The organism is Paraburkholderia sp. CI3, from assembly GCF_050436505.1.
In the GTDB taxonomy this organism is placed as follows: Bacteria; Pseudomonadota; Gammaproteobacteria; order Burkholderiales; family Burkholderiaceae; genus Paraburkholderia; species Paraburkholderia tuberum.
The window spans coordinates 1,132,070-1,146,206 of the sequence record NZ_JBNDMI010000003.1; the positions used below are offsets into that span (position 1 = coordinate 1,132,070).

Annotated in this window: 12 protein-coding genes and 2 pseudogenes; 4 read left to right on the top strand and 10 right to left on the bottom strand. The window is 62.1% G+C overall.

Annotated features, from left to right (window positions below; translation table 11 throughout):
* Positions 1–105: 105 nt before the first annotated feature.
* Positions 106–597, bottom strand: a pseudogene (locus OKW29_RS13830) (DEAD/DEAH box helicase); the annotation flags it as partial.
* A gap of 364 nt (positions 598–961) precedes the next feature.
* Here OKW29_RS13830 and OKW29_RS13835 point away from each other — a divergent pair.
* Positions 962–2,109: pseudogene (locus OKW29_RS13835) on the top strand (IS3 family transposase); the annotation flags it as partial.
* Positions 2,110–3,029: 920 nt separating this feature from the next.
* Positions 3,030–3,668: a hypothetical protein gene (locus OKW29_RS13840; RefSeq protein WP_429291463.1), complete on the top strand. Its 639-nt coding sequence runs from the start codon at positions 3,030–3,032 to the stop codon at positions 3,666–3,668.
* A 402-nt stretch (positions 3,669–4,070) separates the two neighbouring features.
* Here OKW29_RS13840 and OKW29_RS13845 read toward each other — a convergent pair whose 3' ends face one another.
* The 8 genes from OKW29_RS13845 to OKW29_RS13880 all read right to left on the bottom strand — a co-directional run bounded on the left by OKW29_RS13845 (position 4,071) and on the right by OKW29_RS13880 (position 9,236).
* Positions 4,071–4,409, bottom strand: a complete 339-nt coding sequence (locus OKW29_RS13845; RefSeq protein WP_429290776.1) for a hypothetical protein — start codon at positions 4,407–4,409, stop codon at positions 4,071–4,073.
* A 3-nt stretch (positions 4,410–4,412) separates the two neighbouring features.
* Positions 4,413–4,664, bottom strand: a complete 252-nt coding sequence (locus tag OKW29_RS13850) for a hypothetical protein (protein ID WP_090806453.1) — start codon at positions 4,662–4,664, stop codon at positions 4,413–4,415.
* Between the two features lie 671 nt (positions 4,665–5,335).
* Entirely contained in the window at positions 5,336–5,773 is a 438-nt protein-coding gene (locus OKW29_RS13855) for a hypothetical protein (RefSeq protein ID WP_429290775.1), read from the bottom strand.
* Positions 5,774–6,039: 266 nt separating this feature from the next.
* Complete coding sequence (locus tag OKW29_RS13860) at positions 6,040–7,179, bottom strand: helix-turn-helix domain-containing protein (protein ID WP_429291464.1); 1,140 nt, start codon at positions 7,177–7,179, stop codon at positions 6,040–6,042.
* 80 nt (positions 7,180–7,259) lie between these two features.
* On the bottom strand, positions 7,260–7,784 hold the full coding sequence (locus OKW29_RS13865; RefSeq protein WP_429290774.1) for a hypothetical protein: 525 nt from the start codon (positions 7,782–7,784) through the stop codon (positions 7,260–7,262).
* A 68-nt stretch (positions 7,785–7,852) separates the two neighbouring features.
* On the bottom strand, positions 7,853–8,104 hold the full coding sequence (locus OKW29_RS13870; protein ID WP_429290773.1) for a hypothetical protein: 252 nt from the start codon (positions 8,102–8,104) through the stop codon (positions 7,853–7,855).
* A 122-nt stretch (positions 8,105–8,226) separates the two neighbouring features.
* Entirely contained in the window at positions 8,227–8,628 is a 402-nt protein-coding gene (locus OKW29_RS13875) for an HAD domain-containing protein (RefSeq protein WP_429291465.1), read from the bottom strand.
* Positions 8,629–8,762: 134 nt separating this feature from the next.
* Positions 8,763–9,236, bottom strand: a complete 474-nt coding sequence (locus OKW29_RS13880) for a hypothetical protein (protein ID WP_429290771.1) — start codon at positions 9,234–9,236, stop codon at positions 8,763–8,765.
* A gap of 320 nt (positions 9,237–9,556) precedes the next feature.
* Here OKW29_RS13880 and OKW29_RS13885 point away from each other — a divergent pair, with 320 nt between their 5' ends.
* The gene (locus OKW29_RS13885; RefSeq protein ID WP_429292504.1) at positions 9,557–9,916 is read left to right on the top strand and encodes a helix-turn-helix domain-containing protein; all 360 of its coding nucleotides are present in this window, start codon (positions 9,557–9,559) and stop codon (positions 9,914–9,916) included.
* Positions 9,917–10,319: 403 nt separating this feature from the next.
* On the opposite strand, the gene OKW29_RS13890 is transcribed toward OKW29_RS13885, so the two are convergent.
* The gene (locus OKW29_RS13890) at positions 10,320–11,855 is read right to left on the bottom strand and encodes an extracellular catalytic domain type 2 short-chain-length polyhydroxyalkanoate depolymerase (RefSeq protein ID WP_429291466.1); all 1,536 of its coding nucleotides are present in this window, start codon (positions 11,853–11,855) and stop codon (positions 10,320–10,322) included.
* 291 nt (positions 11,856–12,146) lie between these two features.
* Here OKW29_RS13890 and OKW29_RS13895 point away from each other — a divergent pair, with 291 nt between their 5' ends.
* A complete protein-coding gene (locus OKW29_RS13895; RefSeq protein ID WP_429291467.1) occupies positions 12,147–14,114 on the top strand; it encodes an alpha amylase C-terminal domain-containing protein in 1,968 nt (655 codons plus the stop codon).
* Positions 14,115–14,137 lie beyond the last annotated feature (23 nt).

A 14,137-nucleotide genomic window follows, 5' to 3' on the forward strand; every position in this document is an offset into this window, starting at 1 on the left:
GGGAGTATGAGTTCGCGATGCAGGAGCTCCCGCCCGCGCGCTGGCGTTCAAATGGATACGCATCCTCTACCGTTGCTGGCAGAACGGGACACTCATCCCCACGGATCAGGGTTGGCGTTTGCCACGGCCACCAGCGGGTTTGCCAGCCGGCTTACGTGAATCCTCAGCTGGGTTGCTGGCGGGTTTGCTGCGGGGCTTTTGCACGCTGAATGGGCTACCGCTGGACAAGCTTGTGCCTTTACCCGCGGCCCCAGCGCGTTGCGCTGCAGGCTTGCGTTTGTTTTCGCCACTTTGCGGGCGCGGCTTTTTGCTGAGCACCTGCTTGGCGCCCGGTGCAGCTTGCGGCACTTTGGGCTTCTTAGGCTTTTTGGGTTTCTTGATGATCTGGCCCGTCGCGCTGGTTTGCGGCACGCGGTGTTCGGCTTCAAAACCCGGCTCTTCTTCACGGGGCAGCGTTTGCCGGATCAGCGCTTCAGTCGCGGCCAGTTGCGGCGCTTCATCGGCACACACAAGGGACACCGCCACGCCGCTGGCGCCTGCGCGGCCGGTACGGCCAATACGGTGCACATAGTCTTGCGCCACGATCGGCAGATCAACGCGCCATATAGGTATGGTAATACTCAGTTTCACTCTTCGGGTTGCGAGGAGGTGTACCGCTGACCAAACGCAGATACTGGTCAGTGATCGCATAACGGTGAGGCAAAGCAGAAATGGAGGAACTTCAAAGCACCGACCATAGAGTCGTTTACGAGTTCACTTGCGATCGCCACTAGGTTCCACAACGCTTCGCTGCTGCTGTGAAACTCGTTCAACGCATCGGCCAAGCGAGCCGCCGCCGCGCGTTTGACGACGCAGCGACCATCCGCGCGCACCATCCAACCGCCATCTTGCCTTGAGATCATGCTCTTGAAGTTGACCCAGAAAAACGGACATCTATCCTTTGGAGAAGGAGGTGCCGATTATGGGCAAGCATCGTACCCCGTACCCGGCGGAATTTCGGGCACAAATGGTCGGGCTGGTGAAGGCCGGACGCAGGCCGGAGGAACTGGAAAAGGAGTTCGAGCCGACTGCACAGACCATCTACAACTGGGTGGCGCAGGCTGATCGCGACACAGGTGTGCGGCATGACGGTCTGACCACAGCCGAACGGCAGGAGCTCACACGGTTGCGTCGCGAAGTCCGGCAACTGAAGATGGAGCGCGACATCCTCTCTCACGCGGCAGCCTGGTTCGCGAGGGAGACGGGATCCATTCCACCGAAGGGCGGTACGGATTCATGAAAGCGAACCGGGCCCGCTGGCCCATCGCGATGATGGCACGGCTGCTCGGCGTCTCGACGAGCGGCTATTACACGTGGCTGGTGCGTGAGCCCGCGATGCGCACGCGTAGCGATGCGCAACTGCTCGCGCATATCCGCACGCTCCATGCAAGCTCGCGCGGCACGTATGGGGCACCGCGTATCCATGCGCAACTCGCGCGCGAAGGCGTACACGTGGGGCGCAAGCGGGTGGCGCGCCTCATGCGTATGGCGGGTCTGCGCGGGGCAAGCCGGCGGCGCTGGCCGCGCACCACACGGCCACGCGCAGGCGCCCGGCGTGCGCCTGATCTGGTGCGCCGGCACTTCAGTGCCGACGCGACAAACGTGCTGTGGGTCGCAGATGCGACCTATGTACCCACCGGTGAAGGATTCCTCTATCTGGCAGTCGTGCTGGATGTGTTCAGCCGTCGCATCATCGGCTGGGCGATGTCCAACCATCTGTACACCGAACTGATGTTACGCGCGCTGGACATGGCGTTGCAGCAACGACGCCATGACGGTGTGATTCTACATTCCGATCAAGGCTGTCAATACACCTCCATTGCCTTCGGGCGGCGCTGCCGAGAAGCCGGCGTACAACCGTCGATGGGGACCGCCGGCGACGCTTACGACAACGCGATGTGCGAGTCGTTCTTCGGCACGCTCGAAGCCGAACTGCTCTGTCGCGAACACTTCGCGACCCACGAACAGGCACGGCGGCGTCTGTTCTCGTTTCTGGAGAGCTGGTACAACATACGCCGCCTGCACAGCAGCATCGGCTACTGTTCGCCGCTCGAGTTCGAAAACCTGCATGCGCAAGGTCAAAGCTTATCGCCGCGCGGGTTGTCCACCGCCAGGCAGCGTCGTGGTCGTGACAGGCGACCCGCCGCCCGGCCGTGGACAACCCGCGATTTGATCTTATCGGGAGGTGCCACACCGCACTAAACTCAACTGCAAATCTATCCAACTCAACTGCAAATCTATCCGTCGAACCGGGTCAACCTCAGCTCTCGACGAAGTCAACTATCGAACTTTCGGTCCAAGCGCGGCGGCGAGTAGCGCCATAGGCCTTCTTCACGGGCGACTGGTAGCTCCGTACGTAACCGTCCTTTACGGGTTCAAACCATACTTGCGGGCTCATCGCCTCAAAGATTTTATCGATTTGAGAGCAAATTTTTTCCCGGCTCTTACGCCTGCCATCGTCCACGTGCCAAACTTAGTTACGAACATCGCGTCCCCTGTCGTCTGTCTGGTTTGGTGCTTAAAATTCTCATATCGAAGCACGCTAATCGCAACGTTGTTGTTGTGCCGTGGATACCAACAAGAGCTGTATGCGTTGACAACAGCAAAATAATCCGGCCGATTACAGCCCCCGGTCGTCTAATTGAACACGGGCCCACGTGCGCTTCATAGGCCGGCGTCTGACGCCAATGGCCGCAGCCTGACCCGGAGCCGATCCGTGCCACCAAACCATACGTCTCTTGTTAAAGTGTTGCGGCCACGTCAACGATGGCACCCAGATAGTCGCGAAGATCGCCTCTTGGCCGGTTGCACTCACTGAGCTCTGGCGCCATAAGGCGGCCCGCGCTTGTCGAGCGGCGGCTTATGAGACACGGTAATGAAAGTGTATAGTTGGCCAGAAACGGGCGGTCATGAACGGCCTCAAGAGCGTCGCCAGTCGACGTCGGGCAAGGTAAAGAAGCTTCGCGCTCCACATTGATAACGAGGACAATATGGTTTTGCGTTACTCCGCCAAAATACTCAACGAGAACATCGGTCCGGGGGCCTCGGATTTCGTCGCCGCAGAGATTCCCAACGCATCCCAATTTTCTCGTGAATCGGAGCATTGGGTTACCAATTTTTTCCTTAATTGCACTTTCCGTGGTGCGTTCGCGCCGCCGATGCACGCGTACGCATACAACTTTCTGCGTCGGGCGCAAAATGCATTCATAGAGCACCGACTTGCGCGCGAACATACTTTGGCCTTCATAGGCCCAGACGGAAAGGACATAAGGCGCTACGTCGCGGCACTCTATCACTGGGAGTCTTTTCTGGGGCAAGCTTGGCATGCGTACGCGTTGCTCGCAAAAACTTGGGATAGCAACGTCTTCGACAAGAACGATGGCTCAGTACAGCAGCGACTGAATGCGCTGTATAACCAAATGAAACACGTTGAGTCGCGAATCGAAAACGGCCAAATTCTTTGCAATGCAACGGTACCAGTATGGTTGGAAATTCAAGGAATCCGCAGCATAGATACGCACCTTACCTTTGAAGAGACAGCCGAAGTCTTGGAGGAGTTGGCCAAGATTGCCGATGCGCTGGCTGACCCCACTACCGCGTATGACAAGCTCGGTGACTATAGCGAGTAAGCGCAGCGCGCTCAAGGCGTGGTCTCGCTCCTATCCGGCCGCTTTGTGGAGGTTCAAGAGACAGCTCCGGGTCTTAAAGACACGTTCACATTTCCCGGAAGCCGACATTCACCGGCACCTGATTGCCAACGACAGCAAAGGGACATGCAGCCGCCACACGACGCCTGACCGGCGAGTGTCCGCAATGGCCGGCGGATTCAACCGGTCGATGCAACACAATGAACGTCGCACCGGCGGCGATGCGGTCGACAAGACTCGTTCAGCGATAAGGCTAACCTGTTCAACCGAAGGTAACGAGCCGCCTGAGTGTCGCGACGGTGAGTTCGGGATGCCCCGTGAGAAACGGCAATCCATGATCGGCAGTCTGAGCGACGCGCGGAGCCGCATGGGGCGGTAAGCCCTCTAGTCGCGCTCGTGAAATTCCCCGGGATTCATCCTGTCGACAGATACCGGCGCATTGGGTCGGGGCACGACGCCCTTCAGGGCTTGCATTGAGCCATCCGGTGCGGACGGCGGATCGACGCGAAGCCAACGCCCCAGCGTATCGCGGACACACTGCTGGCAAAGGTCAAGGCTCACATGGGCGCCGGCGCCGAAAATCGAGCCAAAGCCGCCACGCCAATCGAGCGACATCTTTTCGTACCACTCCCACTGATCGTCAACGGGCGTCATGCGCCGGCCGCAGCGGTCGCATGTGCAGGCCGCGACCTCCTGCACCGTCCTGTCCCGGTATTCGCGCATGACCTATCCTTTTCCCCAGTCAGAATTTTCCCAGTCCGGCGGCACCAGACCAAGCTGCTTCGCGGTGTCGACCGGCAGGCGCAACAGCACCGCGCCCGGGCCGCGCTCCATGTTGCCGAGCATCGTGACTTCAGCGGCTACACCGTCGAGCTCGAGATACACGACGTCGTCCGGCTCAAGAATCTCGGTGTAGAGATCCCAGCCGGGCTGATCACCCTCTTTCGCCTGATACCTGATGTGGTTCCTGGTACTCATGAATCCCTGTCCCTTTTGCGAGCGTTTGGCCGATGCCCTGATTGTCGGTGGCCAATCGCGCAGATACTGGATGCGGTCCGCGGCGTCACTGACAGCCGCCTCTCATTTCACTGTTCATCATGCGATCCCGGCTGGCCAGAAAGGTTCGCAGGTGCGCCGGCCTTATTCCTTCTTCCCGATGGAGCAGCCGATCTGAATGCGGCCATGACAGACTCGAGTCGATAACCGCAATATGCTCCAGGGAGCGCCGTTGTCGCAATCTCCGATGCCCGGCGTATAGGGTGTATGGCGAGAAGCAGGTTGGCCGAGCGGCCGTGCTGCCTGACGCTTATAAAATTTACAGCGCATTCCAGAACGCCATCATCGCTGATCACTGACCGTGCACCGCACTCGGGTTCCGGAGAGCCTTTCACTATGGAACAATCGATCCCGTTGCTGCAATGGCGGTGCAGGAATGGGAGCGAGAGAACGGTGCGTGAGAACTGTCAGGCATCCTGCGGGCAAAATACCCGCTCATCTTCGACGTCAACCCGGCAGTCGCTGATGATCTGGATGCCATCCCAACGGTTTTCTCCCTGTCGGGTTTCGAGTGCGGCGACGGCTGGTTCGATCTGATCGACATGTTGTGCGAGGCTGCAACCTGCTACAAAGCACGGCGCACCGCTCTGGCATCAGCGCTGGCCGTTGAGAAAGTCGAACCAGTCATGCGCGAAAGCACAGCCGTGGTCAGGAATGCCCGAACCGGCCAGTTTCCTGTCGAAGTACGTTCTGGCAGGCTCGGGAATCTCATCCAGACGCACGTAACGGTAGCCTGCGTCATTCACGTGAACCGTCACCTGCGGTGACGCGGGCCGCGGTGGCAGGGCTTCGCGGCCCTGATTCAGCGCAGCGGCAACACAGCGCGCAACGAGATCCCATACGCTGCCCGTCCATCTCGGATAGCCGCGCACCGTGGCCCGCTCGCCGACCTGCCCGAGCACCGCATCGTCCAGGGCCACCCTGTAGTCCGCGAGTGCGCCGCTACTCACGCGCGCGATGTCCGCCGTCGCGATGACCCGCTTTCCGTCTTCCCGTCCACCGGGCAGCAATTCAATGGTGATTCGAAGCATTCGCCTTTCCTTGTGATCTTGTCATCCGGTACCGCAGTTGCGCGGACGCGCATCGGGTCGAGGTCCCGAACCTGCGCCGCGATCGCCTGCCCCCCAGCAAATCGGGCCGTCCCGGTGGCTCCGCCCGGACAGCAGAACGCCCCGTCAGAACTTCCAGTACCCATCGAGTGGAAGCCCCTGCTGCGCCACGCAGGCGTTCTCGCTTTCGATGGCTTTCGCGTTCTCCTTCCGCGATACCCCGCCCTGCCGGGCCGGCGCGAGGCTGGCTACGCCCCTTGCGCCACTTGCGACCTGTTGAAGGCCGGTCGCGTGCCTTCGCAGACGACGTCCGCGGCCAGCGAAGGGTTCGCCGCTTTCGCCGGCCTGCGGGTGCCGGCCACCGCCTTGCCAGGATCCGCACCGGTGATCCGCCGGGACAGTATTTCGCCGGCGAATGCCGCAGCGCGTCCCATGGACAGCGACGGCCCCAGCAGGTCACGCATGCGACCATCGGCAACCGCGGTCGTGAACGAAAAGCCCGCCGCGCCCACCGCCAGCATGTCATCCAGCACCGGAATCCTGAAGGCGAACCCGGCTGCGCGCGCGACCATGCGCGCCACCGTCTGGCGGGCGTGCGACGGATCGATCCCGTATGAGACGGCGAGGTCGACCAGTGGCCGCCGATGCGCGCCCACCCCATAGCGGTGGGCCAGCAGGTCGGCGTCGCGCGCGGCCTTTGCATCGAGCGGCTGCTCCGGTTGGAGCAGGTTGCGTCCGCGGGTGGCGAGGCACGCCGCGACGCGATGGATGGCAGCCTCGAGCGTTTCAGTGCCGATCGTCACGCGCCAGCGGCCATCGCCTACCCCGGGATGCGACGCCGGCGGCGCCAGCAGTTGCCCGGGCGCGAGCAGCAGGGCGCGCTCCCAGCCGCGAAGGCGCGCCACGGTGAGCGCCTTCGGAAACGTCCCCTGTTCCCACTGCAACAGCGTGGGACGGGACACGTGGCAGGCGCGCGCCACCTCCGCAACGCACAGGCCCAGTTCACTGCGCAGCCGCCGCGCGTGAGGGCCGATCTCGCGGCACCGGGCGGCGGGGATCCGTGACTGGGGATCGCTGTCTGCGCGGGCGACGGCATCCGCTGCATTGAACACGGGGTCCGGCAACGGTTGCGTTTCAGGACCGAGCAGCCAACCGGGCGGCACCTGCAGGACCGCCTCCAGCGCGTTCACGGTGGCGGCTGCGACGGTGCGCGGCCACCTTCCCTTCTCCCGGTGCACCAGGGTCGGTTTCGCCACCCCCGCCCTGACCGCGAGATCGTCCTGTGTCATCGCTGATGCCTTGCGTCGGTCCCGCAGGCGCCGTGCTATCCGCGGTACATCGGATCGTGGCATCCACACACGCATCCCGGCCATCCTGATCCCCTTCATGAGGCTGTTTCTGTTTGAGCGAAGAAATGCGTCCGCCCGTCCGGAGACCGGACGACGGCCCGGCCGGCAGCCGCCCGGCTTCAACCGGTACACGCATAGGCATTGGCGCGCGCGTCATGCAGCGCATGGTGCTCGCCGCCATGGCGTGCGTAGTAGGCGGCGCGTCGCTCCGGGTTGCGCGTGCCCGCGATGTTCCCGAGCCGCCAGCCACGCGGCAGCGGGCCGCCCAGCAGGAACCGCAACAGGGCCAGGTCCGTCTCGTAGTCGTAGCACAGCACCGGCCCGGAGTCGCCCGGCACCGCCACGAGCCATGCGCGCAGTGCCTCGCGCAGCGCTGCAAACGGCATCGCGCGCCCCTCGAACTGGCCGAGCTGCGGCAGTACCACGGCACGGACAAAGTCGCTGCACAGCGCCGGATCGAAATCGGTCCGCTCGCCGTAGAACTCGTACCCGTTCTCGCCCACGAGGGCGAGACTGAGCAGCTGGCACTGCCGGAAGTCGGTGAATTCCGTGTCGAGGAAATACCGGTTGTTCCAGCCGGCCTGCGGCTCGAGTTCGGCCGGCAGTGGCCAGCGCAATGCGCCGTGAAAGTGTGTATCCGTCATGTCCGCTACTTCGTCATTTTGCCGTCGGCTCGTCCCGTGTCATCCAGCGCGAACCCGCCCGAGGCTGATCAGGGTTTGTCGCCGTCCTCCCTGCGCGCGGCTAACCCGGCCCGCACCTCCGGCCCCGGCACCATGCAGTGTTCGCGCGCGCCGCGGATCCGCCGCAGCGGCCCGGCGAGCACCGTCACGTGTGTGGGAAACGGGATCGGGACGGCCCCGGTCACGTCGTCGCGGGTCGCACGCACGAAGCGCCGCAGCCGCGCGCGCAGCGCTTCGGAGGTTTCATCTGGAAGCTCTATCGCCCGCTTGCGTCTGCTCATGTCGATCCCTTCTTGAAGCCGCAGCCGATGCGCCGGTGGTGCGCTGGCCGCGATAAGTAGCGGATTATCACGGCCAGCCCTCCGCCGACCGGTGCATTGCCGCGAGCCGCGCCTGCAGTTCCCTAAACACGGCCGGCGCGCTGATCCCCAGCACCGGAGCAGTCCTTACCAGATGGTTCCGGCACACGGCCGGCCAGCCGCGGTCCGTCGTCAAGCGCAAGCCACGCGGCGGGCTGACGCCGGCACACGTCGCCCCACACCTGCACGCCCCACGGCACAGACCGGAACCACACCGGATCCATCCGGCCGTGGAAGGTCGCGCGCACCACCCGCTGGCGCAGTGCCAGCGGCAGGCGGCGCGCAACCTTGCGCACACTGCGGAACACGCGCACCCGGCTCGTCGACAGCACGATGCGCAGCGCGGGGTGCGGCTCGAGACAGCGCGCCGGCAGCGCCGCGTGTTCAAACAGCGCGTGGCCCGGCGGACTCGCGACAGACGGCCCGGTGCCCGGACGGCGCCACATGTCCTCCGGGTGAAGTACCCTCCATGGAAATCGCGATACAGCACGAGGCCACCACGCCGGCGCGGCAGACTGTCCGACTCCTGAATGGCCATGGCCGGCCTTACGCCCCAACGCGCGCCCACAGCTGGCGTCGCTCAGCCGCTGGCCGGGGTGCGTGCCGCTTTCGCCCGCCAGAGCCGCCTGCCGCGCGCCGGGCGCGTCGCCAGCGCGTACGGCACCGAGAACGTGCGGCCAGTCGCCGTCGTGAACCGGGTCACCGTCACCAGTCGCTCGCCCCGGCTGTACTGTTCGGGCTCGGTTGCCCTCACCCGGGTCTCGCTCAGCGGTTCGAGCGTCCACTGGTCGACCTCCCGGGCCAGCTTCGTGCTCAGCACGGCCGCGTCGCGCAGCACGACATCCCCGCCCGCGAACTGGTCAAGCGACTGCGCGCTGCCGGTCAGGTCCATCATCACAATCGTCGGCACGGCCCGCGAACCCCGCGGCGAGACCCGGAGGATCAGTACATCCCGCGGCATCAATTGCGAGATCACCCCCCACACCCCTGCGCCACCAGGCTCAAACGGCACTGCCGACGAAGGCAAACGGTTCTTTTCACTTGTCACAAACATTCAACCACAACCTCAAACGCTTTCATTACCAACGAACTGCTCCCCAAACACGTGGGCTCCGCAGCACATGCCGCCGACAAGGAGATACGGATAGACGACCCACGAAACTCGTACCGGCCAGTTAGAACCCGAGAGCCGGCCGTTTGCTGCAAGGACAGCTAAGTCCCCGCTCTTCCACTCAAGCCCGCGTCCGACAACTGCCAAGCGCCGAAAAAATCAACATCACATGTTGCCACTCAACATTTTGTGATGTTACCAGAAGCAACCAGTAAGTAGACGATTCATGTTGACTTTCAACATGAGGTGATGCCCCGGTGGCAATGATCGACGAAGATAAATTTGCCCGCAGACTGGGTCGCGCATTGGCCTCAGCCAGGGCCGAAGCTGGGCTGACGCAGGACCAGGTTGCCGCCGAGTTAGGCGTGTTTTCGGAGACCATCAGTCGATTTGAGCGAGGTACCAACTGGCCGACGTTACCCCGTCTAATTGCCCTCGCCAATCTCTACGCGGTTCCCATCACGAAGCTGATAGGACCGAGTTCGCCGCGGGCTCTTGATGCCGAAAGCACCCTCAATGAACATCTGGCAAAGCTCGGCGAAGAGGACCTTGTCTGGGTAACCGGCGTCGTGACAGAACTCTGCGAACGACTAGCCAAACCAGCCGCACGACGGCGACATTGAATGGGGCCGCCATCGGCGGCACCAATGCTACCTCGTGACGCGAAGGCGGCCCAATGGCGGCTATCCTCCGGTTCACCCTACCAGACGATATTGACATGTTTACCGGGAAATAGCGCAAGTCAAAATAGCTTAGGGAAGCATATAAGGTTGCTCGCACAACCACATACAGCATACCAACCGGTGGCAATTCCTTTTATGTCAAGTTCTGTGGCGTCCGGACGCACGACGGATCCCGCTGGACCATTATTGGTTTAAATTCAGTCTTGTGCCAACCTCCACTGGAGCGCGTGATGCATCTCGCTGATTAGGTGAAGCCCGATCAGCAGTTATCTGATCCGAACAGAAGGAAAACTGGCGTTGCAGTTTCGTTCCATTTCATGCGATTCCAATCTTTGCTCACGCTCTAAGGGCACGTCTGGTCCGTAGGAATGCCAGCCTTCGTCACGGCATGAGCCGCGAGAATGCTGAAGTACGGATCGCACTTTGGCGGTGGGGACGCGGTCGTCACCATCACGGGGGCTGACTGTTGCGACTCGCCACCGGTGTTGTCGACACTCCTGATCACATAGAAGTAGGTAGTCGCGGGCGCGGTCATGGTGTCCACAAAGACCCCGCCCACTACAGGGCCCGCGCTATTGACCTTCATGAACGGACCGCCCGCCGACCTGCCCCGGTAGACGTTGGTGGCGACGGCATTCGCTACCTTTCCCCACCTGAGTGCAACCTGTCTGTCAGTGAAATCGGTTAGCGCGAGCGCGCCTGCTGTCTGCGGTGTCTGCCAGCCGCTATATCCGCCCGACAACCGGTCGAGCATCCTCTTGATCGCTGCGATCTGCAAGCCGGCTTTGGTTGCATACACGCCCTTCGTATCCGTCTGCTCGTTATATCCCCACCAGTCCCAGCAGCCTTGGGAATTGTTCACGAAGGGGTCGTCAAACGAAGGACTTGATGCCGTCTGCGGATAGAGCACGATAAGGTGGTTCGCATCGGCCCACTCGTTATATCCCGCGTATTGCGCAAAGCGACCGCCGATCGTGTCGGCGTTCTGGCTGCATCCGTGCAGCGCGACGTGCACCCTGCAAGGCTCCATCGCCGCGCAGCTAGCGGGCACATACACATAGCCGGTCGCCCCCATCGAAATCGCGGCGGCATCCTTGCGCCCGAGGCTGTCGAGCGCGAACTCATCCTGCGTGAACGTCAGCAGTTCTCCGTGCGGCGTTGAGGTCCTGCCGTGGAGGTCGCCAAGAAGGTGCTGCAATAGGACGCCAGCTGCATCGTAATCACAGTTCTTGATGTATTCATTGCCAGTGACACCGCAATTGCAGTTTTGCAGCGGCGGTGGCCCACCCGTGCCGGTCGGACAGGAACCGATGATCTGAGCATGTCCCGAACGCAGATTGTCTTTGTAGAACACCTGCGTGCCAGCATAGTGCGCATAAAAATCATAGAGAGCATCGGTCACGGGTTTCTTCACGACACCGTCGTTGTAGCCGTGGAAAATCCAGACTCTCTGACGCGCGAGATTCTCGACGGGATCGATGTCACCTCTCGTGGAAAGCGCTTGCACATGATGTATGAAGCCGGCGGCATCAGCGGATGTGATCGCAATCACCGGATAGCGTGGATCGCCCTGCATGCAATGAGCGATCACTCTCCTGATCGTGAGATCCCGGTTCAGGAATGTTCCCGCGCAGAAGTATGGGCCGCCTGCCGTGGCTCCGACGCCCTTCACAATTGACGAATACGAAACGGCAAATTGCACTGCCATGTTGGCGCCGGACGAAATGCCGGAGACCGTCGTCTCGTCTAACTTGACGTCATACGCCTTGAGTGACTGGGCAAGTGCGGCGTTTGGCCAGCACGCAATCAGCGGCGCCAGAATGCAGCACGCGCCGATAGCCAGACGAACTACCTTAGCTCGTGCGTTCTCGTTCTTCATCACGGGCCTCCTCGTTTCCTGGTGCAAGCTTCCCTTGCATGGAAGCCGTGGCTGTCAGCGTAGTCGATGCACCGCATCGCACACGACAAGTTGCGCAAGCGGTGGCGAGAAACGACGCGTTCGCCAGGTGCAAAGCAATGGACCGCGCACACTGAAGGGGCATGCGGGATGACGAACGGCAATTTAGCCGACGGGCTGCCCCAGTTTCATCGATCAGAATGCTGACAAATCTGCGCGTACGCCAGCCGATTTCCTATACTGCATCGACTGGCCCCCTACCCTGGAGCGAACATGAGCGTGGTGAAAGGTCGTGTCGGCCGTACAAGTCCGATGGGCGCATCGCTTATGACGGATGGCACCGGCTTTCGCACATGGGCGCCCAACGCAACGGCCGTGTTCGTCGTGGCGGGTGCGGCGCTCGAACCGACGCTCGCGCAAGAAGGCTGGCAGCCCGCGTCGGATGACGCAATGGAGCCGCTCGGCGATGGAACGTGGGGCGGCTTGCTGCTTTCGATCAAGGAAGGTGACCCTTACCTGTTCTACGTCGAAGGCGCGGGCGGCAGCGGATGGAAACGCGATCCCTTCGCGCGCGAACTCAGCTTTGCTCCGGCCTATCCGGCTTCCTGGTGCCTCGTGCGCGATCCGGCGACTTATCCGTGGCATGACAGCGCGTGGCAACCTCCCGCCCTGCGCGAGCTGATCGTCTATCAGTTGCACGTCGGCACGTGGTGGGCGCAAGACGAGCAGGGCAATGACGTGCGCGGTATGCGCAGCGGTACGTTCCTCGATGTCGTGGCGAAGCTCGATTACCTGATCGACCTCGGCATCAACGCTATCCAGCTACTACCGATCCAGGAGTTCGAAACGGGTTATAGCCTCGGCTATAACGGCACGGACCCGTATTCCCCCGAAATTCCCTATTGCGTTTCACCCGACGACCTGCGCTGGCGGCTTGCCGAAATCAACGCGATGCTCGCCAGTAGCGGTCAGCCGGCGCTGACGGAAACGGACCTGACACCGGGAATCAACCAGCTCAAATGTCTCATCGATCTGTGCCATTTGAAGGGCCTCGCAGTGATTCTCGACCAGGTGTACAACCACGCGTTCGGCCATGATAGCCGGGGCACCTTCGACCCAAGAAGTCTCTGGTTCTACGACTGCCAGCAGGGTCCCGATCCCAATCGAAGTCTTTACTTCACTGACCAGACATGGATAGGACCGATCTTCGCCTATTGGCAAGACGGGGTCTGTCAGTTCTTGATCGACAATGCGCGCTTCTATCTCGTCGAGTATCACGTCGACGGCCTTCGTTATGACGAAGTCAGCGCAATTGTGAATCACGGCGGCGAAACGTTCGCGCAACACCTGAGCGAAACCGCGCGCGCAACGCGACGCTCGGCGGTGCAGATTGCGGAGTACTGGAACGGCGATCGGCCACGCGCGATCGAGCCGCCTCCTGGCGGCCTGGGCTTCGACGCCGAACTCGCGGACGGCTTGCGGGATAGTGTGCGTGCCCTGCTCAAACAGGCCAGTTACGGCTTGTCGGCGAGCCTCGACCTGTCCGCGGTCGCGGGCGCTTTGACAGCGACACCTGTCGAGGCGTGGCGGCTCAACACGTGCCTCGAAAACCACGATCTGACTTACGCAGGCCATGACGGCGCAGCGCGATTGCCGTTTCTCGCGGATTCGACCGACCGACGCTCGTGGTATGCACGCAGCCGCGTACGCTCGGCCGCGACGCTGTTGCTTTGCGCACCGGGCGTTCCGTTGTTGTTCATGGGCCAGGAGTGCCTGGAAGACAAGAACTGGAGCGACGACCGCAGCGCTAACGGACTGATCTACTGGGCGGGCCTGACGGCGGCGGACTCGTCGATGCGCGATTTTCTGCGATGCTCGACGGAGCTCGTACACTTGCGCCTCGCGTTGCCGGCACTATGCTCGACGAGCGTGCGGGTATCTCGCGCGAACGATTTCGATCGCGTGCTGGTCATGCATCGCTGGATCGAAGGCGTCGGCGGCGACGTGATCGTTGTGGTGAGCTTCGACGAACTCCCCAAGCGGGCATACCAGATCGGACTGCCGATGGCGGGGACGTGGCGCGAAGTGTTCAATAGCGACGTGTACGACGGCTATCCGAATCCCGCACCGGTTGGCAATGGTGGCAGTGTCGAGGCATCTGGGCCGCCGTTGGATGGTTTTGTGGCGTCCGCATGGCTCGCGGTGCCCGCGACCGGCTCACTCATCTTCGTGAGGGGCTGATTCCGACCGTCGACTGTCTGACG

Bases quoted from the DNA above. Each gene is read 5' to 3' on its own strand.
- OKW29_RS13840 (WP_429291463.1), top strand. From the start codon at position 3,030: ATGGTTTTGCGTTACTCCGCCAAAATACTCAACGAGAACATCGGTCCG.
- OKW29_RS13850 (WP_090806453.1), bottom strand. From the start codon at position 4,664: ATGAGTACCAGGAACCACATCAGGTATCAGGCGAAAGAGGGTGATCAG.
- OKW29_RS13865 (WP_429290774.1), bottom strand. From the start codon at position 7,784: ATGACGGATACACACTTTCACGGCGCATTGCGCTGGCCACTGCCGGCC.
- OKW29_RS13875 (WP_429291465.1), bottom strand. From the start codon at position 8,628: ATGTGGCGCCGTCCGGGCACCGGGCCGTCTGTCGCGAGTCCGCCGGGC.
- OKW29_RS13890 (WP_429291466.1), bottom strand. From the start codon at position 11,855: ATGAAGAACGAGAACGCACGAGCTAAGGTAGTTCGTCTGGCTATCGGC.
- OKW29_RS13885 (WP_429292504.1), top strand. From the start codon at position 9,557: ATGATCGACGAAGATAAATTTGCCCGCAGACTGGGTCGCGCATTGGCC.
- OKW29_RS13845 (WP_429290776.1), bottom strand. From the start codon at position 4,409: ATGCGCGAATACCGGGACAGGACGGTGCAGGAGGTCGCGGCCTGCACA.
- OKW29_RS13855 (WP_429290775.1), bottom strand. From the start codon at position 5,773: ATGCTTCGAATCACCATTGAATTGCTGCCCGGTGGACGGGAAGACGGA.
- OKW29_RS13870 (WP_429290773.1), bottom strand. From the start codon at position 8,104: ATGAGCAGACGCAAGCGGGCGATAGAGCTTCCAGATGAAACCTCCGAA.
- OKW29_RS13880 (WP_429290771.1), bottom strand. From the start codon at position 9,236: ATGTTTGTGACAAGTGAAAAGAACCGTTTGCCTTCGTCGGCAGTGCCG.
- OKW29_RS13860 (WP_429291464.1), bottom strand. From the start codon at position 7,179: ATGAAGGGGATCAGGATGGCCGGGATGCGTGTGTGGATGCCACGATCC.
- OKW29_RS13895 (WP_429291467.1), top strand. From the start codon at position 12,147: ATGAGCGTGGTGAAAGGTCGTGTCGGCCGTACAAGTCCGATGGGCGCA.